The 25,380-nt window shown below is 63.2% G+C and carries 24 protein-coding genes; 9 read left to right on the top strand and 15 right to left on the bottom strand.

Annotation, left to right across the window (positions count from 1 at the left end; all coding sequences use genetic code 11):
* Nucleotides 1-295: 295 nt before the first annotated feature.
* The 5 genes from LOY53_RS21005 to LOY53_RS20985 form a co-directional block, all read right to left on the bottom strand.
* On the bottom strand, nt 296-2,737 hold the full coding sequence (locus LOY53_RS21005) for a penicillin acylase family protein (RefSeq protein WP_258703256.1): 2,442 nt from the start codon (nt 2,735-2,737) through the stop codon (nt 296-298).
* A gap of 440 nt (nt 2,738-3,177) precedes the next feature.
* On the bottom strand, nt 3,178-3,381 hold the full coding sequence (locus tag LOY53_RS21000) for an SEC-C metal-binding domain-containing protein (protein WP_033694179.1): 204 nt from the start codon (nt 3,379-3,381) through the stop codon (nt 3,178-3,180).
* A gap of 7 nt (nt 3,382-3,388) precedes the next feature.
* A complete protein-coding gene (locus LOY53_RS20995; protein WP_099455890.1) occupies nt 3,389-3,865 on the bottom strand; it encodes an LEA type 2 family protein in 477 nt (158 codons plus the stop codon).
* A gap of 2 nt (nt 3,866-3,867) precedes the next feature.
* A complete protein-coding gene (locus LOY53_RS20990) occupies nt 3,868-4,344 on the bottom strand; it encodes a YchJ family protein (protein ID WP_099430254.1) in 477 nt (158 codons plus the stop codon).
* Nucleotides 4,345-4,346: 2 nt separating this feature from the next.
* Nucleotides 4,347-4,841: a DUF6231 family protein gene (locus tag LOY53_RS20985; RefSeq protein ID WP_258703255.1), complete on the bottom strand. Its 495-nt coding sequence runs from the start codon at nt 4,839-4,841 to the stop codon at nt 4,347-4,349.
* 159 nt (nt 4,842-5,000) lie between these two features.
* Between LOY53_RS20985 and LOY53_RS20980 the strand changes: the two genes are divergently transcribed.
* The 3 genes from LOY53_RS20980 (at nt 5,001) to LOY53_RS20970 (ending at nt 6,907) form a co-directional block, all read left to right on the top strand.
* Complete coding sequence (locus LOY53_RS20980; protein WP_027594222.1) at nt 5,001-5,693, top strand: OmpA family protein; 693 nt, start codon at nt 5,001-5,003, stop codon at nt 5,691-5,693.
* Nucleotides 5,694-5,874: 181 nt separating this feature from the next.
* Nucleotides 5,875-6,150 carry a DUF1145 domain-containing protein gene (locus LOY53_RS20975; protein ID WP_027594223.1) on the top strand — a complete coding sequence of 92 codons (276 nt, stop codon included), beginning with the start codon at nt 5,875-5,877 and terminating at the stop codon, nt 6,148-6,150.
* Nucleotides 6,143-6,907, top strand: coding sequence for a collagen-like protein (locus tag LOY53_RS20970; RefSeq protein ID WP_252825620.1), 765 nt, complete (start codon nt 6,143-6,145; stop codon nt 6,905-6,907). Before LOY53_RS20975 ends, LOY53_RS20970 begins: the two co-directional genes overlap by 8 nt.
* Before the next feature lie 34 nt (nt 6,908-6,941).
* Here LOY53_RS20970 and LOY53_RS20965 read toward each other — a convergent pair whose 3' ends face one another.
* Nucleotides 6,942-7,406, bottom strand: coding sequence for a CopD family protein (locus LOY53_RS20965; protein ID WP_252825618.1), 465 nt, complete (start codon nt 7,404-7,406; stop codon nt 6,942-6,944).
* 97 nt (nt 7,407-7,503) lie between these two features.
* Between LOY53_RS20965 and dinG the strand changes: the two genes are divergently transcribed.
* The 5 genes from dinG to pdxH all read left to right on the top strand — a co-directional run bounded on the left by dinG (nt 7,504) and on the right by pdxH (nt 14,986).
* Nucleotides 7,504-9,648, top strand: a complete 2,145-nt coding sequence (gene dinG / locus LOY53_RS20960; RefSeq protein ID WP_027594226.1) for an ATP-dependent DNA helicase DinG — start codon at nt 7,504-7,506, stop codon at nt 9,646-9,648.
* An 81-nt stretch (nt 9,649-9,729) separates the two neighbouring features.
* Nucleotides 9,730-11,967, top strand: a complete 2,238-nt coding sequence (locus LOY53_RS20955) for a beta-galactosidase (protein ID WP_258703254.1) — start codon at nt 9,730-9,732, stop codon at nt 11,965-11,967.
* Nucleotides 11,968-12,087: 120 nt separating this feature from the next.
* A complete protein-coding gene (locus tag LOY53_RS20950) occupies nt 12,088-13,233 on the top strand; it encodes a serine hydrolase domain-containing protein (protein ID WP_258703253.1) in 1,146 nt (381 codons plus the stop codon).
* 99 nt (nt 13,234-13,332) lie between these two features.
* Nucleotides 13,333-14,319, top strand: a complete 987-nt coding sequence (locus LOY53_RS20945) for an OmpA family protein (RefSeq protein ID WP_027594229.1) — start codon at nt 13,333-13,335, stop codon at nt 14,317-14,319.
* A 19-nt stretch (nt 14,320-14,338) separates the two neighbouring features.
* Nucleotides 14,339-14,986, top strand: coding sequence for a pyridoxamine 5'-phosphate oxidase (pdxH, locus tag LOY53_RS20940; RefSeq protein ID WP_258703252.1), 648 nt, complete (start codon nt 14,339-14,341; stop codon nt 14,984-14,986).
* Nucleotides 14,987-15,017: 31 nt separating this feature from the next.
* On the opposite strand, the gene LOY53_RS20935 is transcribed toward pdxH, so the two are convergent.
* Nucleotides 15,018-15,260 (bottom strand): hypothetical protein, encoded by a 243-nt coding sequence (locus LOY53_RS20935; RefSeq protein ID WP_258703251.1) that lies wholly within the window; start codon nt 15,258-15,260, stop codon nt 15,018-15,020.
* Nucleotides 15,261-15,411: 151 nt separating this feature from the next.
* Here LOY53_RS20935 and LOY53_RS20930 point away from each other — a divergent pair, with 151 nt between their 5' ends.
* Nucleotides 15,412-15,876 carry a glycine zipper 2TM domain-containing protein gene (locus LOY53_RS20930; protein ID WP_027594232.1) on the top strand — a complete coding sequence of 155 codons (465 nt, stop codon included), beginning with the start codon at nt 15,412-15,414 and terminating at the stop codon, nt 15,874-15,876.
* A 79-nt stretch (nt 15,877-15,955) separates the two neighbouring features.
* Here the strand turns inward: LOY53_RS20930 and nhaA are convergent, their stop codons facing one another.
* The 8 genes from nhaA to LOY53_RS20890 form a co-directional block, all read right to left on the bottom strand.
* The gene (gene nhaA, locus LOY53_RS20925; RefSeq protein WP_099455125.1) at nt 15,956-17,131 is read right to left on the bottom strand and encodes a Na+/H+ antiporter NhaA; all 1,176 of its coding nucleotides are present in this window, start codon (nt 17,129-17,131) and stop codon (nt 15,956-15,958) included.
* A 325-nt stretch (nt 17,132-17,456) separates the two neighbouring features.
* Complete coding sequence (locus LOY53_RS20920; protein WP_258703250.1) at nt 17,457-19,070, bottom strand: NAD(P)/FAD-dependent oxidoreductase; 1,614 nt, start codon at nt 19,068-19,070, stop codon at nt 17,457-17,459.
* A gap of 103 nt (nt 19,071-19,173) precedes the next feature.
* Entirely contained in the window at nt 19,174-19,848 is a 675-nt protein-coding gene (locus LOY53_RS20915) for a COG3650 family protein (RefSeq protein WP_027594235.1), read from the bottom strand.
* 228 nt (nt 19,849-20,076) lie between these two features.
* The gene (locus tag LOY53_RS20910) at nt 20,077-20,778 is read right to left on the bottom strand and encodes an ABC transporter ATP-binding protein (RefSeq protein ID WP_085273538.1); all 702 of its coding nucleotides are present in this window, start codon (nt 20,776-20,778) and stop codon (nt 20,077-20,079) included.
* Nucleotides 20,779-21,546, bottom strand: coding sequence for a high-affinity branched-chain amino acid ABC transporter ATP-binding protein LivG (gene livG / locus LOY53_RS20905; RefSeq protein WP_027594237.1), 768 nt, complete (start codon nt 21,544-21,546; stop codon nt 20,779-20,781).
* Nucleotides 21,543-22,799: a high-affinity branched-chain amino acid ABC transporter permease LivM gene (locus LOY53_RS20900; RefSeq protein ID WP_085273537.1), complete on the bottom strand. Its 1,257-nt coding sequence runs from the start codon at nt 22,797-22,799 to the stop codon at nt 21,543-21,545. Before LOY53_RS20900 ends, livG begins: the two co-directional genes overlap by 4 nt.
* Nucleotides 22,796-23,719 (bottom strand): high-affinity branched-chain amino acid ABC transporter permease LivH, encoded by a 924-nt coding sequence (gene livH / locus LOY53_RS20895; protein WP_008097482.1) that lies wholly within the window; start codon nt 23,717-23,719, stop codon nt 22,796-22,798. Before livH ends, LOY53_RS20900 begins: the two co-directional genes overlap by 4 nt.
* Nucleotides 23,720-23,906: 187 nt before the next feature.
* Entirely contained in the window at nt 23,907-25,022 is a 1,116-nt protein-coding gene (locus tag LOY53_RS20890; protein WP_252825608.1) for a branched-chain amino acid ABC transporter substrate-binding protein, read from the bottom strand.
* Nucleotides 25,023-25,380 lie beyond the last annotated feature (358 nt).

The following is a 25,380-nucleotide window of genomic DNA, read 5'->3' as shown; positions in this document are numbered from 1 at the left end:
CGGTGGTGGGTTACCAGTTAGGAGCGCGGTGGGCGATGGGAAGTTCGAGTGAGTTCGTCGTGGGGGTTGTGGCGCCTGTGAAATCGAGCGCCGCCCGTGCGGCGCTTCGCAGCACAAGGCTGCTCCTACATTTTTACGTTTACGCCAAGAAGGTCGCGTGCCCTCGTCTCAGGAATAATTGGCCCGAAACAGATGTAGGAGCAGCCTTGTGCTGCGAAGCGCCGCGCGGGCGGCGCTCGATCTCACAGGCGCTACAAGGGAGGCGTCATGCACTCACGGCATCACACCATCCCCTTTACCGACCCGGTACCAAGGTCAGCCGCTGGCTCCCATAGGCCCGCCCAAAGTTCTGCGGTTGCAGCGGCAGGCTCATGAAGCGCCCTTTGAACCAGGCATCCAACCCGTCGCTGTAGTGTGGGCTGGCCGAGTTGCCGGACTGGCCACTGCTGGTCAGCACCTGTAACGGTTCGGCCTGGCCGAAATCGACGACCATGCGTGCCGACGCTGGCAGGCGGGTGTCGAAGTCACTGCCCCAGGCGTAGGGGGTGAGGGCCAGGGTACTGAAGTCGCCGCCGGCAGCCAGCGGTGAACGGCTGAGGGCGTCACCCAGGCCATGGTAGGCCGGTGCCGGCCAGCGGTACTGGTGCAGCTTGCCCCACTGCCAAGCGCGGCGGTCGGCGCCGAGTTGCGCAGTGCCGGCGTCCACCGCAGCGGCCAGGCTGCGGGCGAGAATCACCGGTTTGTCTTCTTTCTGCGGGGTGCTGCGGTCATCCCAGAACGGGCTGTCTTCGCGGCCCAGCAGGTGGTCGGCCTGTGCCGAGTAGGAGAGCCGCGCGTTGCTGACGAACGCCTGCCAGGCAGGGCTGGATTCGGGCCCGAGGTCGTCGAGGAAGGTTTCGCGGGCGAAGGCCTGAAGGAACAGCTCGTACAGCGCGGCATCTGCCGACACCGGGCTCAGCCGGCCATCGAATGCCTTGAGCCGGGCCAAGGCGTCGCGGGCCTTGTCACGCTGAGCGGGTGGCAGGGCATCGATGGCTTGCTTGAGTGGTTGAGCCATGCCCGGAGCGTCGAACATCTGCTTGAGCTTGTCGGCCAGCAGGGTGACTTGATCGTTTTGCAGGGCCATCAGGCTGCGGCTGTCGTGACGGCCGTTGCCTGCCAACTGGGCCAGGCGCTCGGCGCGCTCGGGGTAGTACCAGGTGTTGGACAACTGCATGCCGTAGCCGCGCGGCAGGCTGCGCTGGTTGGCGTGGCCGATCCAGCCAGCGGGCGGGTCCTGATCGTAAGGGTGCAGCATCGGGTCAGCGTAACCGTCCCAGTCGTAACGGCCGTCCCAGCCGGGCGAAGGCAGCAGGCCCTGGCCTTCGCGGCGGTTAGGGTAGCGCCCGCTGACTTGCCAGCCGATGTGCTCTGGCTCGGCGAAGACGAAGTTGAGCGCCGCGGCGGCGACTTCGCGGGTGCTGTCGAATGCCCGTTCGACGGTCTTGGCGCGGGTCAGGTCGAACAGCGCGTCGAGGCTGCGGTCGCCCTTGAATTGAGGCAGGTTCAGAGCCAGGCCCAGGCTGGCGCTTGCCGGCTGGGCAAGCAGGGTGCCGTGGCGCGTGTCGTACATGACCTCGCGCAGCGGGCGTTGGCCACGCACGAAGAAGGTTTCGCTGCGTGCCCGTGCTGGCAGCCATTTGCCGTCGGCCAGGTAGCTCAGTTGGTTGCCTTGGCGGCGCAGTTGCTCCAGGTACAGGTCCTGGTTGTCGGCCATCACGGCGCTGCTGCTCCAGGCGATCTTGCCGTTGTAGCCGGCCAGCACGATCGGCAGGCCCGGCAGCGACAGGCCGGCGACCTGGTATTTGCCAGTGTGGATCTGCACCGGGCTTAGCGCCCAGGCGGCCTGGCTGTCGCTGGCCAGCAGGCTCTTGCCGCTGCGGCTGCGTTGGCCTGCCAAGGCCAGGTTGGCCGAGCCTGGGCTGCCGAGCAGGTCGAGGTCGGCGAGCTTTTGGCTGGCTGCCGCCAGGGCAGGCAAGCCGGGTAACTGGCTTGCAAGGTTGAGGCCCTTGAGCTTGTCCACTTCGCTGTCGGCCAACGGTTCGTCCGGTGCGCCGGGCAGCAGCCAGGCCAGCTTGTCGCTGCCGACCTTCTGCGCCAGGGTCAGGGCACTGAGTTCTTCTTGCAGGTTCACCGATTGGCTGAAGGCGTACAGGCTGAAGATCAGCGCAGAGTCTTCTGGCTTCCAGTACTCAGGGCGATGGCCGCTGCTGGCCAGGCTGGCGGGCAGCTTGTCGCGGTAGCGGAACAGGTAGGCGTTGACGCCGCGGGCGTAGACCTCGAAGAAGCGCTTGAGCCGTGGCGAGGCGTCGGCGTATTGCTGGGCAGCGCTTTGCTTGAGGTTGGCGGCGCGCATCAAGCGGTCGATGTCGAGTGCATCGCTGCCGGCAAGTTCGGCCAGGCGGCCTTGGGCGAGCAGGCGCATGGCGACCATCTGCTCGATACGATCCCCGGCGTGTACGTAACCGAGGCTGAACAGCGCGTCATGGAAGTTGCCGCTCTCGATCAACGGCGCGCCCATGGCATTACGCCGTACCGAGACGTTTTGTGCCAGGCCTTTGAGCGGCTGTACGCCGGTGGTCGGTGGCACGCTGTCCTGGTAGCCGCCCATCTGGCAACCGGCGAGTCCGAGCATGCCGAGCAGCGTGGCAGCGGTCGTGAACCGCAGGCGGAAGGGAGGTAAGGCGGGGGCGGCCATGACAAGGGCTCCTGCAAGGCGTGGCGGGGGTTTGGAAGGCGCTAAGGTAGTGAGCACGCAGGCGCGGTGCAAGGTGCTGAGGCGGTTTATTTACGAATGGTATGTGGGAGGGGCGATGGGCGAGGGGCGGCAGGTGTGGGCTTGAGTGATGTGGTGTTCTCAAGATCGAGCGCCGCCCGCGCGGCGCATCGCAGCACAAGGCTGCTCCTACATCTGTTTCGGGCCAGTACAGCCTGTGAGAGAGGCGCGCGACCGCCTTGTTTGTTCGACTCGATACCGTGTCAGGCGCCAAGGGACCGCGTGCTCATGCCACAGGAATAATTGGCCCGAAACAGATGTAGGAGCAGCCTTGTGCTGCGAAGCGCCGCGCGGGCGGCGCTCGATCGCAACGCCACCCTCACACTAAAGCCCTACACCAGGCCCTCAGCACAACGTGCCGATCAAGCGCCGTGGCACTTCTTGAACTTCTTCTCGCTGCCGCAAGGGCAAGGATCGTTGCGGCCAACGTCCTTCAGGGCGTTACGAACAGGCTCCTGATGGCCGTGGTTGCAGTGCGGGCCGTGCACATGGCCATGGTCGTGATCGTGGTGGTGATCATGATCGTGGTTGCAGTCAGGGCCATGAACATGAGGTTGCTGGGTCATTGCAAGGTTACTCCGGTATGAAATCACCGGGGATTATCTCACCACTGCGCGACAAGTGCAGGTCCCGGTGGAACAGCAACCCGGTGGCCAGTTCGCCCTGCAAGGTGTAATGCAGCGGTTGCTCGCTTTTAAGCAGCTTGGCCAGCGGCTTGAGGTGCTGCCACAGGTTGGTCCGCGCCGTGATCTTGAAGGTGCGCCGGGCATGGCCGCCGACGCTGCGCCACACACTGGTCTCATCCTGCACCAGCAGCAGGTCGTTGAGCCGTATCGAATACGCCAGGCTGCGGATGAACAAGCGGCTGTCATTCGGGTTGTCGACACGCAAATGCAGCACGAACTCCTGCTCAAGCAGCCTGGCCTTGACCGTTTCTACCCTGACCAGGTGCACCTCAGGTTCGCGCCAGTCGTCACCGCCCCAGCTGACGCAGCCCGCCAGCAGTGCCAGCAGGGCGCCGAGCAGCAGTGCGCGGGCCTGGGCGATCATGCTCAGCTGGCCACGTAACTGGCGCAGCATTTCTTGAACTTCTGACCGCTGGCGCAAGGGCAAGGGTCGTTGCGACCGGCCTTCAGCCCAACTGTGGGGTCGATGAAGTACCAGCGCCCCTCATGCTGGACGAACGCCGAGCGCTCGCGGTGCTGGTGATCGCCGTCCTCATCGTGCCAGCGCGCGGTGAAGGTGACAAAACCGTGCTCGGGTTGGCCACCCAGCACCTCTGCGCTTTCCACCTCCAGCCCCAACCAGGTGCTCTGGGCGCTCCAGCTGGCCATCGCGGCGCGGTCCAGCGCCGCTTGTTGAGCCGGCAGGGTGGTGCTCACCAGGTAGTCGATCAGGCCCAGCACGTAAGCGCTGTAGCGCGAGCGCATCAGCGTCTGGGCATCCGGCGCCGGGGTTCCGGCATGGTAGTGCCCGCAGCAGGCGTCGAGCAGGTTGCCACTGCCGCAAGGGCAGACCGAGACACTCATCATCACCACCAGTACTTTCCAAAATTTTCAGGGTTGGCCCAGAATCGCGCATTGAGCCAGTCCGGGACTTGCTTGTAGTCATGTAGATCATAGGTGAAGAGGCTCAACACCTGCTCTTCACGACGGAATTTTTCGCTGGCAGACAGGGCCAGGGCGAAAAAGTCGGTGTCTTGCCAGCCGCAGGCCGAGAGGTCGGCCAGCACCGCAACCCGGCTGGCATTGAGGTTACGAATGCCCCCCAGCAGCTCCAGGCCGGTACGCTTGGGCAGGTGCTCTAGGCAGTCCACCAGCACCGCCAGGTCAAAGCGTTGACCGGCAAGGTCTGCCGGCAACGGGCCGGGTGCCGCCGTTGCGATGGCCACCTGCGGGTGTGCTTCGGCAAAGGCGTCCAGTGCAGGGAAGCGCGTGCCTACCAGCAACAGGCGTTGAGGGGTAAAACGCTCGAGCAGGGCCGCCAAGGCCTGCTGGGGCGTGCGCTGGGAAAAACCGTCGGTCATTGCCAATCCTCGTTCAAGTCATCCAAGACTAACGGGCCGCAGCGCCTGGGCAAAGCGGCATGTGACCGTGTCGTGGCTTATTGCTGGCAGGGATGGATTGCGCGGTCTTTACTCCCAGAGATCGGCCTTATGCCGATTCCCCTAGGAGAAGCAACGAAAATGAGCATAGTACGCACAGCGATACCCCTGGTACTGCTCACCAGTGTGTTGACTGGTTGTGCAGGTTTGCAAAAAACCGACTGGCCGAAGTGTGCTGCCGTCGGGGGCGTAGGCGGCGCCGCCTTGGGTGCCATCGAGAGTTCCAGCTGGGCTGGCTGGGGCGCGCTGTTGGGCGGTGGCCTGGCGGCGGGCTATTGCTGGGCCCATGGCGATGGCGACGAGGATGGTGACGGCGTGCCGGACAGCCGTGACAAGTGCCCCGGCACCCCACGCGGTGTGCAGGTCGACGCCAATGGCTGCCCGCCAGAACCGGTCGCGGTGGTCGAGGAAGTCGTGGTGCAGAAGGAAGAAGTCATCGTCATCCGCGATGTGCACTTCGAGTTCGACTCTGCGCGTCTGACCGCCAAGGATAAAGAGCGGCTGAACACTATCGCCACCCGCCTCAAACAGGAAGCACCGAGTGCCCGCCTGAGTGTCAGCGGCCATACCGACAGCGTGGGTTCTGACACCTACAACCAGAAACTGTCCGAGCGCCGTGCCCATTCGGTGACCGATTACCTGGTCGAGAGCGGTGTGCCGCGCAGCAGCTTCGTCTCGATAGTGGGTGCCGGTGAAACCCAGCCAGTGGCTGACAACGCCACGGCCGATGGGCGCGCCATGAACCGTCGCACCGAGATCAAGATCCAGCGGTGACGGCCAGCACCAGCGTCCGCGCCTGGAGCAGTGGCGCGGGCGCAGGCTGCTGGGCAGTTCGATCCGACAAGCGTCACTGCAGGGCCTCTGGCGCACGCCTTGGCATTACAGGTACTGTTGGTCGCACGGCTCGCTCGAACGGGCCGCTTCGACATAACAATAAATGTAGAGGGGCGGGGCTATGAAGTTCATCTTGGGCCTGGGTAAGGTCCTGACCGTTATCTTCTGGGGCGTGGCGCTGTTCAATCTGTTGATGCCGCAACCCTTGCCATTCAATCTTCTGATCAACGCGGCAGGCATTGTCTTGCTGAGCCTGCATGTGCTCGAGGTGTTGTTCTTCAACGCCAGCCTGCGTGGGCGCAGCCACCGTTGGTTCGACCGCTTGCAGATCCTGTTGACGGGGATCTTCCATGTCATGTCCATTCCTCGTGCGCAGGAGGCGCCGCGCAATGCGTAATCTGAATCTGCTGTTGCTGGCGGTGTTGGCCGTGCCCTTGGCCCAGGCCGAAAGCCTTGAAGTGGCTTCCAATTCCATGCTGCGCTTGCCCGGCAAGTCGGCCAGCGTGCACCTTGAGTCTCTGCGCGTGGCCGACTCGGCAACGTTGCTCTTGCCTGCCACGCTTACCGAGTTGAAGGTCGATCACCTGCAACTGGGGCGTGAGGCGCGTATCGCCATTGCCCCGGCTGACCACCCGCTGCGCATCGAAGCACGCAGCGCCCGGCTGGGTGAGGGTAGCGAGATCAGTGCCCCGGGTGCGCCAGGCACCTACCAGCGTGCGGCCCGTTCCGGGCGAAGCCTGGACTTGAAGCTGGATGCGTTAGAGGCCGAGCAACTGTCGATCGATGCCCGAGGCGGCGCCGGCGCGCCGGGTTATGCAGGCCTCGATGGTGCCAACGGCCAGGCCGGGGGCTGCACCTGGGGCCAAGCCAGCCGCGGTGCCAATGGCGATGATGGCGGCAACGGGCATGACGGTGCGGCGGGTGGGCGAATTCGCCTGAGTGTGCCGCAGGGCTTTGCTCAATCGCGCATTGTGGTGCGCCTGGATGGCGGTGCCCCGGGCCAGGCCGGGACAGCGGGCAAGGCAGGCAAAGGCGGGGCGAGTAAAGGGTGTTTGGTCTATCGCACCGATGCCGGTGCCAGCGGCCGGCCGGGGCAACCGGGCCAGCCAGGCCTGGCCGGTGCCTCGGGTGAGTTGATCCTGCAGCGCCTTTGAACCGCGCGGGCGGCGCGGCCCAGGGTCGCGTCGCCTACAGCACCCACCGCGAACTGGCCACTGCCACTACCGCGATGCCCAGCAGCAGGTTGATGCCGACCATCCGTCGAATCCTTCCCAATACCGCGGCCCCCGTCGCCCAGTCCTCGGCTTGCACGGCTGTTTTCAGCTCTGGCAGCAGCAAGGCCTGGATGCGCATGAACAGGGCGAACATGGCAATGCCGCCACCGATCATCACATGCACGTACTTGGGCGCGGTCTCGAAGCTTGTGAAGCGCATGTGCAACATGCCGATACCACTGATCGCCAAGATCGCGACAGCCAGCCAGACCCATCTGAAGAAGCGTCGGAAAACTTCCACCCACAACCGCAGGCGCGCAGGCCCGTCGAGGGCTGCAACCGTTGCCGGGCGCAGCACCAGCCAGGCGAAGAACATGCCGCCGACCCAGACCAGCGCGGCCAGGACATGCAGTGTGTAGGGGAGGGCAAAGGCAAGCATCCGGATCTCCATGCGGCATAAAGGGCAATAGCGGGGTATGATAGCCGCCCATGCGAAACACTGAAAATATATCCAGCCCTCCGGGCGCCTGCAGACCATGATCAGCAACGAACTCAAAGCCACCATCCAGGGCGCCTACTCGCGTTTTCTCGAAGCCAAGAGCCTCAAGCCGCGCTACGGCCAGCGCCTGATGATCGCCGAAGTGGCCAAGGTGCTCGGCGACATCGCCTGCGACGATGAAGGCCGCCGTGCCGGCGAGCCCGCCGTTGTCGCCGTCGAGGCGGGTACCGGTACCGGCAAGACGGTTGCCTATGCGCTGGCCGCGATCCCGGCCGCCAAGGCTGCCGGCAAGCGCCTGGTCATCGCCACCGCGACCGTCGCCCTGCAAGAGCAGATCGTCTTCAAGGACCTGCCCGACCTGATGCGCAGCAGCGGGCTGAATTTCAGCTTCGCCCTGGCCAAGGGGCGCGGCCGCTACCTGTGCCTGTCCAAGCTCGATGTGCTGCTGCAAGAAGGCCACGCCCAATCGGCCACTGCGCAGTTGTTCGAGGAAGAAGGCTTCCACATCGAAGTCGACGAGCGCAGCCAGAAACTGTTCAACAGCATGATCGAGAAACTGGCGGGCAACCGCTGGGACGGCGACCGCGACAGCTGGTCCGAAGCCCTGGAAGACCAGGACTGGGCACGCCTGACGACCGATCACAGCCAATGCACCGGCCGCCACTGCCCGAACTTCCAGCAGTGCGTGTTCTATAAAGCGCGCGAGGGCATGGGCAAGGTCGACGTGATCGTCACCAACCATGACATGGTCCTGGCTGACCTGGCCCTGGGGGGCGGCGCGGTGTTGCCCGACCCTCGCGACACCATGTACGTGTTCGACGAAGGCCACCACCTGCCAGACAAAGCCATTGGCCACTTCGCGCATTACTCGCGCCTGCGCTCCACCGCCGACTGGCTGGAGCAGACCGCCAAGAACCTCACCAAGCTGCTGGCCCAGCACCCGTTGCCGGGTGACCTGGGCAAACTGATCGAACAGGTGCCGGAGCTGGCACGGGAGATCCGCACCCAGCAGCAGTTCATGTTCACCCTGTGCGAACAGGTCGCCGACTTCCGCCCCAGCGAAGACACCGAGGGCCGTGAACGCCCGCGCTATCGCTTCGAAGGGGGCGTGGTGCCGGAGCAGATCCGCGAGGTGGGCATCGAACTGAAAAAGGGCTTCGCCCGCCTCAACGACCTGTTCACTCGCCTGGCCGACCTGCTGAAGGAAGGCATGGACGGTGAAGTGAATATCGGTATCGCCAGCCACCAGGCCGAAGAATGGTACCCGCTGTTCGGCAGCCTGGTGACCCGCGCACAGGGCAACTGGGAGCTGTGGACGGCCTTCACCGCCGAAGACCCCGAAGACAGCCCGCCCATGGCGCGTTGGCTGACCCTGGCCGAAAGTGGGGCGTTGTTCGACATCGAAGTCAACGCCAGCCCCATTCTCGCCGCCGAAATGCTCCGTCGCAGCCTGTGGAGTGTCGCCCACGGCGCGCTGGTGACCTCGGCCACGCTCACCGCCCTGGGCAAGTTCGACCGCTACCGCATGCGTTCGGGCCTGCCGCGTGATGCCGTTACCTGCGTGGTCCCCAGCCCGTTCGTGCATGGCGATGCCGGCCTGCTGCGGGTGCCCGACCTGGGCGCCGACCCACGTGATGCGGCGGCGCACACCGCCGCCATCATCCGCGAGTTACCCAACATGCTCGACGATGCCCGCGGTGCGCTGGTGCTGTTCTCGTCGCGCAAGCAGATGCAGGATGTGTTCGACGGCCTGGACCGGGACTGGCGCAAGCTGGTGCTGATCCAGGGCAACCTGTCCAAGCAGGAGACCTTGAACAAGCACAAGGCGCGGGTCGATGATGGCCAGCACAGCGTGTTGTTCGGCCTGGCCAGCTTTGCCGAAGGTGTCGATTTGCCCGGTGCCTATTGCGAGCATGTGGTGATCGCCAAGATCCCCTTCGCCGTGCCCGACGACCCGGTCGAGGCGGCCCTGGCCGAGTGGATCGAAGCCCGTGGCGGCAACCCGTTCATGGAAATTGCCGTGCCCGATGCTTCGTTGCGGCTGATCCAGGCCTGTGGCCGGTTGCTGCGGACCGAGCAAGATCGCGGCGTCATCACCTTGCTTGATCGGCGCTTGGTCACCCAGCGCTACGGCAAGGCTATTCTCAATGCGCTGCCGCCCTTCCGGCGGGAGATTTCCTGACGGCCGGAGCACACTGCTCCGGCTTGTTGTCCATCACTCAGTCTTGGGCTCACGAGGGCCCTGAAGGAGAGCCCCAGCCCTATGGTCCGCCGTACCCTGCCTGTCGTATTCGCCCTGTTGTTCAGCTCGCCCTTGCTGGCTGGGCAGCAGACGCTGTTCAGCTTCGTGCGCCCGGCCTCGGTGGTCAATGTGGTGACCGAAGATGCCGGCATGCCGCAGTACAACGCAGAGCAAACGGCCGGGGGGGAGGTGCTGCGGCGCGTGGTGTTCAACCCAGTCGAGCGGCCGACCCTGCGCCTGAGCCCGCAGAGTGGTGCCTGGGACTGGTCGGCCGGGCAGTTCCTGACCTTGCGCCTGCAAAGCGCCATGGATTGGGCGCTGACTGTGGATGTCACCGTGCTGGGCACTGATGGCCGCACGCTGACCAGCCGCATTGACCTGCCAGCCGGGCCGGCCCAGACGGTCATGGTGCCGCTCACGGCCACCTCGCCGTTGAGCCAGGGTATGCGCGCTGGCCCGCCAATGCCGTGGACGTATGCAGGCCAGCGCCTGCTGCTGACCAGTAGCGCGGGCGCGGTAGACCTCAAGCAAGTGGCCTCTGTCAGCCTGACGATCCCCAACCCCAAGGTGGCGCAGAGCCTGCTGATCGAGAAAGTGGGTATTCAGGATGACGACCAGGCCTACAAAGCGGCCTACCACGAGCTGATTGACGCTTATGGCCAGTCCACGCGTGGCCAATGGCCTGAAAAAATCGGCAGCGACGAGCAGCTCAAGGCTGCCGATGTGCGCGAACAGCAGCAACTCAAGGGCTGGCTGGCAGAGCTTGGCAAGCAGCCCTTGGACACCTATGGCGGGCTGCTGGACGGGGTGGCGTTCGAGGCCAAGGGCTTTTTCCGAACCGAGAAGCGTGATGGGCGCTGGTACCTGGTAACGCCGGATGGCCACCCGTTCTACTCGCTGGGTGTCAACGCCGTGGCTGCGGATGGCGGGCGCACCTACGTCGAAGGCCGTGACGGCATGTTCAAGGCGCTGCCCGGCGATAATGATCCGCTGGCGGCGTTCTATGGCAAGGGTAACAACGACGACGGCAATGCCTCGTCGCAAGGGCGCAACTTCAAGCAGGGGCGTTGGTTCGACTTCTATGCCGCCAATATCCAGCGCACCTATGGCAAACCTTGCCCGCCCAGCGTTGAGGGGCAGCCTGCAGTAGAGTGCCCGCCATGGGTGCTGGATGCCTCGCGCTGGCAGACGCACGCGCTCGATCGCCTGCAAGCCTGGGGTTTCAACACCCTGGGTAACTGGAGCGATTCGGCGTTGGGCCAGGCCAAGCGCATGCCCTACACCTTGCCGCTGTCTATTGTCGGTGACTACGCCAGCATCAGTACGGGCATGGACTGGTGGGGCAGCATGCCCGACCCCTTCGACCCCCGGTTCGCCATGGCCACTGAGCGCGCGGTCGCCATCGCCGCCCGGGACCACCGTGATGACCCGTGGCTGATTGGCTACTTCGCTGATAATGAGCTGGCCTGGGCCGCACCGGGCAATGACCCCAAGGCCCGCTACGGGCTGGCCTACGGCACACTGCGCCTGACCACCGATGTGCCCGCCAAGCGCGCCTTCCTCAAGCAACTGCGGGACAAATACCGCAACCAGGAGGGGCTGTCCAAGGCTTGGGGGATCGAACTGTCTGCCTGGGAATTGATGGAAGACCCCGGTTTCGAGGCCCCCTTGCCCAACCCGGAGCACCCGGAAATCGAGCGGGATTACCAGTACTTCCAACAGGTGTTCGCCGAGACCTATTTCAAGACCATCGCCGATTCGTTGAAGTGGCACGCGCCCAATCACCTGCTGCTCGGCGGCCGCTATGCGGTGAGCACGCCTGAAGCGGTGAAGGCCTGCGCGGAGTTCTGCGACGTGCTGAGTTTCAACTTCTATACCCTCAAACCTGAGGACGGTTACGACTTCGCCCGCCTTGCCGAGCTGGACAAGCCGGTGCTGGTGTCCGAGTTCCAGTTTGGCTCCCGCGACCGCGGGCCGTTCTGGCCGGGGCCGTTGGAGGTGGCGCGTGAAGAAGACCGTGGGCCGGCCTATGGCAACTTCCTCAAGGCCGCGCTGGCGCAGCCGATGATCGTCGGCGCGCATTGGTTCCAGTACCTGGACCAACCGGCCAGTGGGCGGCTGCTCGATGGTGAGAATGGGCACTTGGGGCTGGTGGCCATCACCGATGTGCCCTACCCAGGGTTCGTCGAGGCGGTGCGTAAAAACAACCAGCAGGCCATTGGTCAGTTGCGCGCGCAGTTGGCCAAGCCGCAGCCGTGAGCCATCGGGGCCGTCAAACGGCCCTTTTACCTGCGACCACCCAGCCTAAGCCAGTTTGCAAAACCGCCAACTACTGAAACAATGCACGCCATTTTCAGAAGGTCGTACGGAGAACAGTGGGTGCAGATCCAGGGTCACTATGAGCTGAAGTTCGAGGCGGTGCGTGCAGCCTTCGCCGAGTTGTTCGATGATCCCCAGGAGCGTGGCGCGGCGCTGTGCATCCAGGTGGGCGGCGAGACCGTGATCGACCTGTGGGCGGGCAGCAGCGACAAGGACGGGCAGCAGGCCTGGCACAGCGACACCATCGCCAACCTGTTCTCCTGCACCAAGACCTTCACCGCCGTCACCGCCTTGCAACTGGTAGGCGAAGGCAAATTGGCGCTGGATGTTCCGGTCGCGCGTTACTGGCCCGAATTCGCTCAGGCCGGCAAGCAGTCCATCACCCTGCGCCAGTTGCTCAGCCATCGTGCTGGCCTGCCGGCCATCCGTGAGTTGCTGCCTGCAGAGGCGTTGTATGACTGGCAGGCGATGGTCGATGCCTTGGCCGCCGAAACCCCGTGGTGGGCGCCCGGCACCGAACACGGCTACGCCGCTATCACTTATGGCTGGCTGATCGGCGAGCTGATCCGCCGTGCAGACGGCCGTGGCCCCGGCGATTCGATCGTAGCCCGTACGGCCCGGCCGTTGGGGCTGGACTTCCATGTCGGCCTGGCGGATGAAGCGTTTTACCGTGTGGCGCATATCGCACGCGGCAAGGGCAACCCCGGCGATGCCGCGGCCCAGCGCTTGCTGCAGGTGACCATGCGTGAGCCAGAGGCGCTGTCGACCCGTGCGTTCACCAACCCGCCAGCGATTCTCACCAGTACCAACAAACCCGAGTGGCGGCGCATGCAGCAGCCGGCGGCCAATGGCCACGGCAATGCCCGCAGCCTGGCAGGTTTTTATGCCGGGCTGCTCGATGGCAGCCTGCTCGAGTCCGAACTGCTCGACGAACTGACCCGCGAGCACAGTATTGGCCAGGATCGCACCCTGCTGACCCAGACCCGTTTCGGCCTGGGCTGCATGCTTGATCAGCCCGAGGTGGCCAATGCTACCTTTGGCCTCGGGGCCCGTGCCTTCGGGCATCCCGGCGCAGGCGGCTCGGTAGGCTTCGCCGACCCGGAGCATGATGTGGCATTCGGTTTTGTGGTCAATACCCTTGGCCCATATGTGCTCATGGACCCAAGAGCCCAGAAGCTGGTACGGGTCCTTGCCAGTTGCCTTTGATCGGGTAATGCGGGTATTGGCTGACCCCTTTGACTATCCTCAATGTCTACGCGTTAAGTGCGTTGGCAAAATTTCCTTCTATTTCATGGTGTATCGCTGATGTCTTCACATAAAACCTTAGCACTCGCCCTGTGCCTGACCGCCGTTACCGGCTGCGCCAGTCACTCCCCGGACGCCGCGAAGGACAGTGGTTTCAACTGGTGGCCTTTTGGGTCGGACCAGGTTGCCGAGCAGGAAGTGAAGCAAGCCGTCACCGAAAAGGTCGCCAAGGCCGATGCCAAGTCCGAAAGCGCAAGCCGCTGGTGGTGGCCGTTTGGCGGCGACGACACGGCCAAAGGGCCTGTTGTACCGAAGATCGACCAGAAAGCCACTCAGGCCTGGTTGGACGAATACGAGCCCAAGCTGCGTGAAGCCATCAAGGACAGCAAGCTGGAGCTGGAGCGCCGTGACAACGTGCTGGCTGTGACCATTCCGGTGGACAGCTCGTACAACCCTGACCGCCCGAACATGCTGTTGCCGATGACCCTGGGCCCGATCACGCGTGTGGCCAAGACCGTCGAGGGCGATTCCAAGACTGCCGTGTTGGTACTGGGCCATGCCGACAGCAGCGGTGTTGCAGCGGCTAACCAGAAGCTCAGCCTGGAGCGCGCCGCCTCGGTGTCGGCGATTTTCCGCCTCAGCGGCCTGCAACGTGATCGCCTGAGCCTGAAGGGGATGGGGTCGGTGATGCCGCGCGCCGCCAACGACAGTGCCGAAGGCCGTGCACTGAACCGCCGTGTGGAATTGCTGCTGACGCCTCAGAACACCATGGTCGCGCTGCTGGCCAAATACCAACAGGCCGCGCCGGCACCGACCCCAGCGTCGATGGTCGCGGTTCAGGATGCCAAGGCACCTGCCGCCAAGGCCGTGAGCACCAAACCGGCTGCCAAGGCCGCTGCCAAACCGGCCGCGAAAAAGCCTGTCGCCAAAGCCAAGGCACCCGCCAAGACGGCTGCAAAAAGCAAAGCCGCGCCGGCCAAGCCCGCTGCCAAGAAGGCGACCACCGACAAGAAAGTAGCCGCCAACAGCCCTGCGAAGACCAACTGATCGTCAAGGAAACGCAGCCATGACTCAAACCCTGGCCGATATGCGCCGCGACTACACCCGTGATGGCCTGGCAGAAGCCCAGGCCCCGGGGGAGCCGTTCGCTTTGTTCCACCAGTGGTTCGCCGATGCGGTGAAGACTGAACAACCCCCGGTCGAGGCTAACGCCTTGACCCTCGCCACGGTCGATGGCGAGGGCCGGCCCCATTGCCGCGTCTTGCTGCTCAAGGGGCTCGATGACCGTGGTTTTACCTTCTTCACCAACTACGAAAGTGCCAAGGGCCAGCAACTGCAGGCCAACCCTTTCGCCGCCATGACATTCTTCTGGCCGGCGCTGGAGCGCCAGGTACGCATCGAAGGGCGTGTGGAAAAGGTCACGGCCAAGGAGTCGGACGACTACTACCAGGTGCGCCCGCTGGGCAGCCGCCTGGGGGCTTGGGCCTCGCCGCAAAGCCAGGTAATAGCCGGCCGCGAAGCGTTGGAAGCGCTGGTAAAGGCGACCGAGGCGCGGTTCTGTGACACTCAGCCGCATTGCCCCGAGCATTGGGGAGGGTACCGTCTGTTGCCTGAGCGTATCGAGTTCTGGCAGGGGCGGGCGAGCCGCCTGCATGACCGGTTGAATTACCGCCTGGTCGATGGGCAATGGCTGCGAGAGCGGCTGGCGCCTTGAAAACCCTGGGGCCGCTTGCGGCCCCAGGTGTTTATTCCCCTACGCCGGCATAAGCCTCGGCCTCACGTGCCAACCAACTCGCCAGCGCCTTGCGCTTGACCTTCTCTCGGCGTGCCTGCTCCAGCCGCTGCAACATGTAGTCACGCTTCTGCGCATCCTTCCCGGCCATCGACAGCGCCAGGTCGCGGTCCATCCAGCGGCGCATGCGCACATACAGCCACCCATGGAAGTACAGCCCTGCGACAGTTGTCACCACGACGATGAAGTAATCCATGGCTATCCTTGGTCTCACTTGAAAGGCCCCACGATACAGTCCATGCAGGCTGTACCCAGGCTGAATGAAAACAATTTTATTGCGTCTGCGTCGTGACAGCCGTCAACGCGCAGCGTCTAATGGACACCGATGACTTTTGGAGATTTTACCTATGCGTAAATCCGCTTTGCTGGTGGCGACCTTTACCACCATGTCGCTGTTGCTGGGGGGCTGTGCCTCGAGCCTGACCGGCGATAGCTACTCCCGTGATGAGGCCCGTCGCGTGCAGACAGTGCGTATGGGTACCATCGAATCCCTCCGTCCGGTCAAGATCGAAGGCACCAAGACCCCAATCGGCGGTGGCGCTGGCGCCATTGTTGGTGGCGTTGCCGGCAGTGCAGTCGGTGGGGGCCGCGGTAGCATCGTTGCGGCCGTGATTGGTGCAGTGGCCGGTGGCCTGGCTGGTTCTGCCGCCGAGGAAGGCATCACTCGCACCCAGGGTGTTGAAATCACCGTGCGTGAAGATGACGGCAGCATGCGTGCCTATGTGCAGGCCGTTCAGGAAAACGAGATTTTCCGGGTTGGCGACCGTGTTCGCATCATGACCGTCGACGGTACCAGCCGCGTCTCGCACTAAGCCTTGACCCGGTTGTAGTGCGGCAATAAAAAACCCCGACATGGCCACGCCAGTCGGGGTTTTTTATTGCCGCTGTTTTTTAGCTTGCAAGGGGTTTGCGGCTGGCCATGGCAGTGACGGCATAGCCGATGACCGCAGCGAAGAACGAGCCCGTCAGAATACCCATACGGTCCATGCCCGCATAATCGCTACTGCCTGGCACGAAAGCCAGCGAGCCCACGAACAGGCTCATGGTGAAGCCGATGCCACAGAGGATCGCCACCCCCAGCAACTGCGCCCAGTTTGCGCCAGCAGGCAACGCAGCCATGCGAAGCTTGATCGCGACCCAAGTCAGGCCGAAGACCCCCACTGTCTTACCCAGCAGCAAGCCGACAGCGATACCCAGCGGCACTGGATGAGTGAAACTTTCCAGGTTCATGCCTGCCAGCGAAACACCGGCGTTGGCGAAGGCGAACAGCGGCAGAATGGCGTAGGCAACCCAAGGGTGCAGAGCATGTTCCAAGGACAGCAGCGGCGACGTTTCGGCGTTGCGCGTGCGCAGTGGGATGCACAGCGCCAGGGCGACCCCGGCCAGCGTGGCGTGAACACCGCTCTTGAGCACGCACACCCAAAGCACCAGGCCGATGATCAGGTAGGGCCCTAGTTTGACCACGCCAAGCCGGTTCATGGCCAGCAGCGCGACCAGGCACGCACCGGCCAGCAACAGCGACACGCTCGACAAGGTGCCGGAATAGAACAGAGCAATGACGATGATCGCACCCAGGTCATCGATGATCGCCAGGGTCATCAGGAACAGCTTCAGCGAAACCGGTACGCGCTTGCCCAGCAGTGCCAGTACGCCAAGGGCGAAGGCAATGTCCGTAGCGGTGGGGATGGCCCAGCCGGCGACCGCCGCCGGGTCGTCGCGGTTAATGAACCAGTAGATCAGTGCGGGAATCACCATGCCACCCACCGCAGCGGTAGCGGGCAGGACTATCTGCGAGGGCTTGGACAGGTGGCCGTCGACCACCTCGCGCTTGACCTCCAGGCCGATGAGCAGGAAGAACAGCGCCATCAGGCCGTCGTTGATCCACAGCAGCAAGGGCTTGGCGATTTCCAGCGCGCCAACTTTGACCGCCACCGGGACGTCGAGCAGGCCGTTGTACAGGTAAGACAAAGGTGAGTTGTTGATGACCAGCGCAAGAACGGCCGCGGCGATCAGCAGCAGACCGCTGGCAGCTTCGAGCTGAAAGAATCGGGTGAAGAGGCTACGCACGGGCTATGGGCTCTCCCTGAGAGATAAAGGATGGAACGGGCGTACACCCTAGCCTGTGGCGATATGCTTTCAAACAAAAACTATATTCGTTTTTGTTATATGTTATTGCTGCCTGGGCTGTGGCAAGCCTAGACGGTGTTGCGGAATACGCGGGTAGGGCAAATCTGATTATCTCTGCAGGCTTTTCTGGCACTGCAGAGCCCCACAGACTCGATGCCGTGTAGGAGCAGCCTTGCGCTGCGAAGAGCTCATTGGCAGCACAGAGAGCTTCGCTGCTTTCACCGGCTTCTTCGCAGCACAAGGCTGCTCCTACCAGAAGCGGGCTTTATGCGTTCAGCCCGAGCATATCCCGCGCCACCGCCTCGGCAATGCGAATGCCATCGACGCCAGCGGACAGAATACCGCCCGCATAACCCGCACCTTCGCCCGCCGGGAACAGCCCCCTCAGGTTCAGGCTCTGGAAGTCCTCACCCCGGGTAATGCGCAGCGGCGAAGACGTGCGCGTCTCGATACCGGTCAGCACCGCATCGTGCAGGTTGTAGCCCTTGATCTGCCGATCGAATGCCGGCAGTGCTTCGCGGATCGCCTCGATGGCGAAGTCCGGCAAGCTCGGCGCCAGGTCGCCCAGGGTCACGCCCGGTTTATACGACGGTTCGACACTGCCCAGGGCCGTGGACGGCCTGCCGGCCACGAAGTCGCCAACCAACTGCGCCGGTGCCTGGTAGTTGCTGCCACCCATCACGTAGGCGTGGGCTTCCAGGCGCTCCTGCAGCTCGATACCGGCCAACGGACCACCCGGGTAATCGCGTTCCGGGTCGATGCCGACGACGATGCCGGAGTTGGCATTGCGTTCGTTACGCGAGTACTGGCTCATGCCGTTGGTAACGACGCGGCCAGGCTCGCTGGTGGCCGCGACCACGGTGCCGCCTGGGCACATGCAGAAGCTGTAGACCGAACGGCCGTTCTTGGCGTGGTACACCAGTTTGTAGTCGGCTGCGCCGAGCTTCGGGTGGCCGGCGTACTTGCCCAGGCGTGCCTTGTCGATCAGCGTTTGCGGGTGCTCGATACGGAAGCCGACCGAGAAGGGCTTGGCCTCCATGAACACGCCCTTGGCGTGCAGCATGCGGAACGTGTCGCGGGCACTGTGGCCCAGGGCCAGGACCACATGGCGCGAATGCAGCTGCTCGCCGCTTTCCAAGACCACGCCGGTCAGTTGCCCATCCTCGGTCAGCAGGTCGGTGACTTTCTCCTGGAAGCGCACTTCGCCGCCCAGGGCGATGATGTCCTGACGCATCTGCTCGACCATACCGGTCAGGCGGAAGGTACCGATGTGCGGCTTGTTGATATAGAGGATCTCATCGGGCGCACCGGCCTTGACGAACTCTTCCAGCACCTTGCGGCCGTGGTGCAGCGGGTCCTTGATCTGGCTGTACAGCTTGCCGTCGGAGAACGTCCCGGCGCCGCCTTCGCCGAACTGCACGTTGGATTCCGGGTTGAGCACGCTTTTGCGCCACAGGCCCCAGGTGTCCTTAGTGCGCTGGCGCACTTCTTTGCCGCGCTCGAGGATGATCGGCTTGAAGCCCATCTGCGCCAGCAACAGGCCGGCAAAGATGCCGCAGGGGCCGAAGCCGACCACGATCGGGCGTTGCTCGACCTCGGCAGGGGCGTGGCCGACGTACTTGTAGGTGACGTCAGGCGCGACGCCGATGTTGCGATCGTCTTCGAATGTGCGAAGCAGCTCGGCTTCGTTGCTGGCTTCGAGGTCGATGGTGTAGATGAACAGCAGTTCGCTGTTTTTCTTGCGTGCGTCGTAGCTGCGCTTGAACAGGTTGAAGCTGAGCAATTGCTCATCGCGGATGCCCAGGCGCTGGACGATGGCTTCGCGCAGGGCTTCGTCAGGGTGGTCCAGGGGCAGCTTCAGTTCGGTGATTCGTAGCATGGCAGGGTCCAGTATCCCGGCCATGGGCGGCCGGCGGCTTTACACAAACCGCCAAGTATAAGCTGTTCGCCGCCCTGACTGGCAGGATAAAAGCGCCCGGCGATCAGTTGTCGCGTGCACCACCGTAGTAACCGCAGCCTTGCAGGGTCTTGCCATCGATGCGCAGCTCGGCGCGCAAGTGACGGACTGCCCCGGTCGCGCTGTCCACGCAGCGTTGCGGTGCGACCCAAAGCTCCACGTGCTGGCCGTTGGCTTCGCTGGTCAGGGTCAGGCCGCCACCGGGTACTTCTTCTTCCAGAAACGGCAGGGGTAGCGGCGCCTGGCCTACGCGGTTGACGACCATGCCTTTGCCGCTGGCCTTGATGTCCCAGTCGGGTTCGTGGCCGTTGGCACGCAGGGTCAGCTGTTTGAAGTTGGGGTCTTCGCAGGCCCGGGTCGAGGGCTCCAGGCGGTACAGGCGGCGGACGTCGAGCTGGCCGTCGGTGTTGGCCTGCTTGCTGCCGGTCAGGCGGCCGCGCACGTCGGCGAACAGCTTGTCGCCAGCATCCTTGGCGAGGTTGGCGGCTTCCTGCAGGATGCCGGTGCTGGCGGCGTCGTTGATCACGAAACGGCGGCTTTCATTACAGGGTTTGAACAGCAACTGGCCCCCGGCGGCGCTCAGTTCGCCCTGCATGCGCGTGGTGCCGATGTTCGGGTCGGTCGGCGTGGCAGCCATGAGCTGGCAGCCGGCGAACAGGGGCAGCATGGCGGCGAGCAGCAGGGAGGGGGTGAGGCGCATGGGGCGGGCTCCGGCGATCGTTGCAAAAGAGCTGGCCACGTTACTCAGGGTGCGCGGCGATCACAAGCTTTGTTGGTAGCCTGTGCCGGCCTCTTCGCGGGTAAACCCGCTCCCACAGACCAGCAGAGACTTTCAAAGCTGTGCAGTACCTGTGGGAGCGGGTTTACCCGCGAAGAGGCCGGCACAGGCCATATAAAGAGCTAAGGGCCCGAAGGCCCTTTGCTCAAGTCAACCACCCAGGTAGGCGTCACGCACCTTCGGGTCACTCAGCAGTGCTTCACCCGTGCCCTGCATCACCACCCGTCCGTTTTCCAGTACATAGGCACGGTCGGCGATCTTCAGCGCCTGGTTGGCGTTCTGCTCCACCAGGAACACGGTCACGCCGTCACGGCGCAGCTGTTCGATGATGTCGAAGATCTGCTGGATGATGATCGGAGCCAGGCCCAGCGAGGGCTCGTCGAGCAACAGCAACTTGGGTTTGCTCATCAGTGCCCGGCCAATGGCGAGCATCTGCTGCTCGCCACCGGACATGGTGCCGCCGCGCTGGATATAGCGCTCCTTCAGGCGCGGGAACAGCTGCAGGACCTTGTCCAGCTGCTCCTGGTAATCGCCCTTGTCGGTGAAGAAACCGCCCATGGCAAGGTTCTCTTCGACCGTCAGGCGGGCGAACACGCGGCGCCCTTCGGGGACTACGGCGATGCTCTTGCGCATGATGTGCGAGGAGGTCTGGCCGACCAGTTCTTCACCCAGGTACTTGATGCTGCCACTGTGCGCCTGCGGCGAGCCGCACAAGGTCATCAGCAGGGTCGACTTGCCCGCGCCGTTGGCGCCGATCAAGGTGACGATCTCGCCCTGGTTGATTTCCACGTTGACGCTGTGCAGTGCCTGGATCTTGCCGTAGAAGGTGGAAACGTTCTCGAACTTCAGCATTTACGCTTCCCCCAGGTAAGCCTTGATCACATCAGGATTGTCGCGAATCTGCTCCGGCGTGCCGTCGGCCAGGGGGGTCCCCTGGTTGATCACCACGATATGGTCGGAGATGCTCATCACCAGCTTCATGTCGTGCTCGATCAGCAGCACGGTGACGTTGTGTGATTCGCGCAGGTAGGCGATCAGTGCCTTGAGGTCTTCGGTCTCTTTCGGGTTCAGGCCTGCTGCCGGTTCGTCGAGCATGATGATCCGTGGCTGGGTCATCATGCAGCGGGCGATTTCCAGGCGGCGTTGCTGGCCGTAGGCGAGGGTGCCGGCGGTACGGTTGGCAAATTCGGTCAGGTTGACCTTTTCCAGCCAGTACTGCGCGCGCTCCATGGCTTCCTTCTCGCTGCGGCGGAAGCTCGGGGTCTTGAACAGGCCGGCGAAGAAGTTGGTGTTCAAGTGCCGGTGCTGGGCGATCAGCAGGTTCTCCAGCGCGGTCATTTCCTTGAACAGGCGGACGTTTTGGAAGGTCCGTACCACGCCCTTGCGGGCGATCTGATGGCCGGCCAGGCCCTGGATCGGCTGGCCATCGAGCAGGATGGTGCCGCCGCTGGGCTTGTAGAAGCCGGTCAGGCAGTTGAACACGGTGGTCTTGCCAGCGCCGTTCGGGCCGATCAGCGCCACCACCTGTTTTTCCTTGACGGTCAGGGCCACGCCGTTGACCGCCAACAAGCCGCCGAAGCGCATGCTCAGGCCGCTGACTTGCAGAATTTCGCGGCTCATCGACGCAGCTCCATGTGTGGACGTTGCATAGGCAGCAGGCCTTGCGGACGCCAGATCATCATCAACACCATCAGCGCACCGAACATCAGCATCCGGTATTCGCTGAACTCACGCATCAGCTCAGGCAGTAGGATCATCACGATGGCCGCGAGGATCACGCCCAATTGTGAGCCCATGCCGCCGAGCACGACGATGGCGAGGATGATCGCCGATTCGATGAAGGTGAACGACTCGGGGGTTACCAGGCCTTGGCGAGCCGCGAAGAAGCTGCCGGCGAAACCGGCGAAGCAGGCACCCAGGGTGAATGCCGAGAGCTTGATCACGGTAGGGTTCAGGCCCAGTGCACGGCAGGCGATTTCGTCTTCACGCAAGGCTTCCCAGGCACGACCGATCGGCATGCGCAGCAGGCGGTTGATGACGAACAGCGCCAGCAAGGCCAGCAGCAGCGCTACCAGGTAGAGGAAGATCACCTTGTTGATCGAGTTGTATTCCAGCCCGAAGAACTCGTGGAAGGTCTGCATGCCCTCGGCGGCACGGCGTTCGAAGGTCAGGCCGAAGAACTCTGGCTTGGGGATGTTGCTGATGCCGTTAGGGCCGCCGGTCCAGTCGGTGAGGTTACGCAGGAACAGGCGGATGATCTCGCCGAAGCCAAGGGTCACGATCGCCAGGTAGTCGCCGCGCAAGCGCAGCACCGGGAAGCCGAGCAGGAAGCCAAAGGTGGCGGCCATGAGGCCGGCGATCGGCAGGCAGACCCAGAAGCTCCAACCCAGGTAATGCGACAGCATGGCATAGCTGTAGGCACCTACGGCGTAGAAGCCCACATAACCCAGGTCGAGCAGACCCGCGAGGCCGACCACGATGTTCAGGCCCAGGCCCAGCAACACGTAGATCAGAATCAGCGTGGCGATGTCGACCGCACCGCGCGAGCCGAAGAATGGCCAGACCAGCGCAGCCACGATCAGCCCCATGATGATCCAGCGCTGGGTCTTGGGCAGGGTCAGGTAGTTGCTCACCGCAGGCGGGACCAGCTTGCGATCCGAGCGGCGGCCCATGACCGAACTCCACTGCTTGTCGAACAGCACGCGCAGGAACATCAGCACCGAGCAGACGGCGATGATGCTGATGGTGAACGACCCTTGGCTATGCACGGCCAGGCTGATGCCGTCGATGCTCAGTTTCAGGCCGAGCACCGGGAAGGCCACGGCCCAGACCAGCAAGGCGCTGAAGAACGCCTGTTTAAGATTTTTGTTCATACTTTTTCAACCTCCGGGCGGCCCAGGATGCCGGTCGGCCGGAACAGCAGGACAAGTACCAAGAGACCGAATGCCACCACATCCTTGTACTGGTCGCCGAAAATGTCGGCGCCGAAGGCTTCGGCCACACCCAGCACCAGCCCACCGAGCATGGCGCCCGGAATGCTGCCGATGCCACCCAGCACAGCGGCGGTGAAGGCTTTGAGGCCCACCAGGAAGCCGGCGTTGGGGTTGATCACCCCGTACTGCATGCTCAGCAGCACGGCCGCCACCGCCGCCAGTGCGGCACCGATGACGAAGGTGAGGGCGATGATGTTGTTGGTGTTGATGCCCAGCAGGTTGGCCATCTTGATGTCCTCGGCGCAGGCACGGCAGGCGCGGCCCAGGCGGGAACGGGAGATGAACAGGGTGAGCAGGGTCATGGCCACCAGGGTGACGACGAACACCAGGATCTGCATGTAGCTGATCAGTACTTCTTCAGCACCGCCTGGCCCGAAGGAGAAGCTCCCAGGGATCAGGTTGGGGATGGATTTGTCCTTGGAGTCCTGCGAAAGCAAGACGGTGTTCTGCAGGAAAATCGACATGCCGATGGCGGAAATCAGCGGGATCAGACGGTTGCTGTTGCGCAGAGGGCGGTAGGCAACCCGTTCGATGCTGTAACCATAGGCACTGGTGACGAAGATCGTCGCGACGAAGGCGACGGTCATCAGGATCGGCAGCGAATGGATACCCATCATGGCCAGGCCCGCCAGGGCGATGAAGGCCACGTAGGAACCGATCATGTATACCTCGCCGTGGGCGAAGTTGATCATGCCAATGATGCCGTACACCATCGTGTAACCGATGGCGATCAAGGCATAGGTGCTGCCGATGGTCAATCCATTAACCAGTTGTTGGAAGAAATGGTAGATCTCAGGCATTACAGCGCTCCTAAAAACCTGATTTGCATTTCACTGGCAGGGGTACGGCCAGGAAACCGCGGGTGACGGTTTTAAGATTTTCAGGTGGGCCGGCCCCCGGATCGCGGGGATCAGGCCCATGAACCTCGTAAAACAAAGCCCACTGCTCGCACAGTGGGCTTCTACGGTCAGCTATTTAGTCACGCAGTTACTGAGGGGAAACTTCAGTCTTCGGCTTGCCGAAGTGCCATTCGTAGACCACGAATTTGAAGTCTTTCAGGTCGCCCTTGGCGTCGTACGACAGGTCGCCGGTAGGGGTCTTGAAGGTGCCTTTGTGGATGGCTTCGGCAACCTTGGCGGTGTCTTCCGACTTGGCGGCCTTGATGCCTTCAGCGATCAGCTCGACAGCCGAGTAGGCCGGGAACACGAACGGGCCGCTTGGGTCTTTGCCGTCAGCCTTGATGGCGTCGACGATGGCCTTGTTCGCAGGGTCCGCGTCGAACGACTTCGGCAGGGTAACCAACAGGCCTTCGGAAGCGCCCTGGGCGATCTGCGAAATGGAGTCGTTGCCGACACCTTCCGGCCCCATGAACTTGGCTTTCAGGCCTTTTTCCTGAGCTTGACGCAGGATCAGGCCCAGCTCTGGGTGGTAGCCGCCGTAGTAGACGAAGTCGACGTTGTTCTGCTTGAGCTTCTGGATGATCGAGGAGAAGTCCTTGTCACCGGCGTTCAGGCCTTCGAAGACGGCCACCTTGGTGCCTTTGCCTTCCAGGGTCTGCTTGACCGCGGTGGCGATGCCTTCACCGTACTGCTGCTTGTCGTGCAGGACCGCAACGACCTTGGGCTTGACGTGGTCGGCGATGTAGTTGCCGGCTGCCGGGCCCTGGGCGCTGTCCAGGCCGATGGTGCGGAAGATCAGCTTGTAACCACGGGCGGTGATTTCTGGGCTGGTGGCGGCGGGGGTGATCATGATCACGCCTTCGTCTTCGTAGATGTCGGACGCAGGCTGGGTGGAACTGGAGCACAGGTGGCCGATGACGAACTTGACGCCGTCGTTGACCACTTTGTTGGCGACTGCCACGGCCTGTTTAGGGTCGCAGGCGTCGTCGTATTCCTTGGCTTCGAGCATCTTGCCATCGACGCCGCCCTTGGCGTTGATGTCTTTGATGGCTTGCTTGGCGCCGATGAACTGCATGTCGCCGTACTGGGTGACAGGGCCGGTCTTAGGCCCTGCGATCCCGATCTTGATGGTATCGGCGGCAAACGAATGGCTGGCTACCCCGGCCAGAACCATTGCGGCGAACAGCTTGGAAATCTTGATCATAGTGCTCCACTCATTCTGTTGTAATTCTTATAGTCCTGGCGGCCAGGGCTACAGACCGGGCGGGATTTGCGGTATGGCCACGCCATACTGCATGCCCACCTTCCCCCGGAACATGTCCCGGAACTGTACCGGTACAGTGTAGAGCGCTGTCCGAGCGCTTGAAAAGCGGTCAAAAAGAGCCTGTTTCCTGGGTTGTCGCTTGATCGACACAAAGATACAGAAAGGCGCCATCAATTTGCCTGTATCTGCAGCCCCACCCCACAAGTTCGGGGCCGATCGACCAAATTACGTATTTGAAACCGGGTTTTTCTGCAAAAATACCGGCCTTTTTTATTGGCCGATTTTTGCGGGTACAAAC

The organism is Pseudomonas sp. B21-031 (genome assembly GCF_024748985.1).
GTDB classification, from domain to species: Bacteria; Pseudomonadota; Gammaproteobacteria; order Pseudomonadales; family Pseudomonadaceae; genus Aquipseudomonas; species Aquipseudomonas kermanshahensis.
Note: the sequence above shows the minus strand (reverse complement) of the source record. Positions and strands in the feature narration are given on the sequence as shown.